Below are 2,500 nucleotides of genomic sequence, written 5' to 3'. Positions count from 1 at the left end.
CCATATTACTTCCTTTAGTCCCAATACAGAGAACTGCATATCCTAAAGCTGTTTCGTGGGGGATCAAAGAGACATTAGTGAATCCTTTATTCTCTAAAACATCCTTAAGGCCTTCTGGGTGACATAATGGATGACCAAAACTGGTTAAAGCCCGATCAATTTCACGTATACCATCACCGGGTTTAATATCACATTGGGGACTGCAGAAGCGATGGTTGAGTACCAGAGTTCCTCCCGGGCTTAACGTTTTTGTAACTTTTTCCAAGGTTTCACTCATTTCTCTTCGGTACCGGTACAGTGTGTGGGAAATTAGAACTATATCGTAGACTTCGGGGGACAGATCATTGGTCATGGTTTCAATGCTTCCTTCCTGTACTTTGATCCTGTCGTCCATTCCATATTCAGAGACAAATGACGAAGTTAAAGGTACAACCTGATCCTGTTCAATTATAGTGGATGAAAGGGCAGCATTCTCCTGACAAAGGCCCACGGAGTAAAGACCATGACTTCCACCTATGTCCAGAAGTTTTTCATGTTCTGAAAATTCTGGACGTGATAATATACCATTTAATACATTCTGAACTTCTCCCCTAATACATTGCTGGGCCAGAGATCGGATTTGAAGTTCATCTACATCTTTTTGGATCGTTTTTGGAGGTCCTCTTCTCTCCAGTACTGTTGTCAGATCATTCCATGGTGATCCATCTCTCCCCACGTCCAGAATCAAATCTCCCTGATAAAATGGGCTTTCCTGGCAAAGAAATGTCTCTGCTTGTTCAGTAATCATGTAACTTGCATCATCTGATTTAACCAAACCAATATCTTCTAATGCACTGAGAATGCTTCTGACAAACATTCCATTTACAGAAGCAGCTTCGGCAATCTCACTGGGGGAAGCTGGACCAATTTCAGCCATTTTCTCCAAAATTCCAAGTTTTAATGCTGCAGATATCATCTGGTAATATTTGTATCCGTCCATTATGGAATCTAGCATTGAAATTTCAGTGGGAAACTCAATTTCGGATACATTTTTCTTTAAATTCAGGTTTGAAATGTTATTCATATTATTTTTCACCATTAAATCTTGTTATGAAAGAACCTTAAAAAAAGAAAAGGGGGGAAGATTTATTTTCCGGGTCTTTGGTGTCCTTTGAGGGATGCAACAATAGTGCCTCTTCCCAGATACACGAGTATTCCGGCGATTGCCAGGAATATAGCGCCTAATATCGCACCGATAGGTAGGTTGGTTTCGTTACCAGAAGTGCTGGCTGAAGTAATTGCAGGAGTGGTTTGTTCTAATGGTAAGCCAGGGGCTATTTCATTAGTGGCTCCGTTGGGAGTACTTAAACCATTCAGTGCACCTGAAATTGCTCCTCCAATATTGGCAAAAACATTTCCAGATGTTCCCTGGGTCGATGTAGGTGTTGCAGGAGTGGGTATCACTGGTATCACATAATTTTTGACGAATTTCACGGGATCTCCACCTGCAGCGGTCAAGGCACCGAGAGTATCTGAAGTTAATGGTATTTCACGGACAACACTGAACATAGCATTCAAGTAACTGGCAGTGTCCAGGTACACCTTGTCAAAATGCCAATTTGCACTGCTGGTGTAACCATCTGCGGCCATTAGTTCATTCATTTTTGTTGTGTCGTATTGGATCAGGGCGGCTATCCCTGTGTTAGTGAGGGAATTCCATTTAATGAGTATGTACTCTGCGTATTGGATTGGTATGTTGGTGGTAGTCATTGGGCCTCCTGCTGACAGGTATGTGCCTAAAGATGGAGAAACACCAAATAATCCCATTCTTACTGCAGCGTTTTTACTCCAATTTTCCTCGGATGAACTGGAAGCAGTTACCGGTATGCTCATTAGAATGTACTGTTCGAACTGCAGTAGTGGATATTTTCCAAGACCATATTGGGCTGCATCTAAATCCTCCTGTAAACATCTTGGACAACCAACCTTCATGAATACTCTTAAAAAGTCCCACGGGGCTTTCTGAGCAAACATAAGAGGCATAGTATTAATATATCCTGGTCCTTTTGTACCGTTGCTGTATATGAATCCTCCAAGACCATCTGGTGTGACTGTTATCATCAACTTATTAATTAAGGTGTTAGCCGAGTTGATGGGGTCAACATTGACGAGTCTGAAGAAGAGTATACCTAAATAACCCTGAGCATGGTTCCAGGGGTGGGTGTCGGTCATTAAGGTGTGTATGTTGAATACATTGTTCTGGTTTATTCCATCCAGTAATCCCGCTAAGGACATTCCGTTGAAGTTTTGGTAGTAGGGAGTCGCAATAGCACCAATTTTACCATTTGTAAGATCGTTCATAAACGCTGATTGCATTTCTGCCAGTGTACCAGTGTAACCAAGGTTTGTAAGGTAGGTTGGGTCAGTTGATGCTAGGGTGAAAGCAATCTCTCCAATTTGATTCATTGTGTCGATGTCAGTTATTGGTATCACAGTTTTGCTTTGATCGAAGGTACCTGCA

At 41.9% G+C, this 2,500-nt stretch carries 2 protein-coding genes (both running past the window's edge); both read right to left on the bottom strand.

Annotated features, from left to right (window positions below; genetic code table 11):
- Positions 1 to 1,063, bottom strand: partial view of a class I SAM-dependent methyltransferase gene (locus CIT02_RS06410; protein ID WP_292610737.1) — the 5' portion only. Its footprint begins 71 nt before the window's first position; the window shows 1,063 of its 1,134 coding nt (coding positions 1–1,063); it begins with the start codon at positions 1,061 to 1,063; the stop codon falls past the left edge of the window.
- A gap of 62 nt (positions 1,064 to 1,125) precedes the next feature.
- Positions 1,126 to 2,500: the 3' portion of a hypothetical protein gene (locus tag CIT02_RS06405; protein ID WP_292610735.1), read on the bottom strand. Its footprint extends 1,043 nt past the window's final position; 1,375 of the gene's 2,418 nt are visible here — the last part of the coding sequence; the start codon falls outside the window, past its right edge; it ends in the stop codon at positions 1,126 to 1,128.

The organism is Methanobacterium sp. BAmetb5 (assembly GCF_003491305.1).
Classification (GTDB): domain Archaea; phylum Methanobacteriota; class Methanobacteria; order Methanobacteriales; family Methanobacteriaceae; genus Methanobacterium.
The sequence above is the reverse complement of the archived record's forward strand: the minus strand, read 5'-3'. Positions and strand labels throughout refer to the sequence as shown.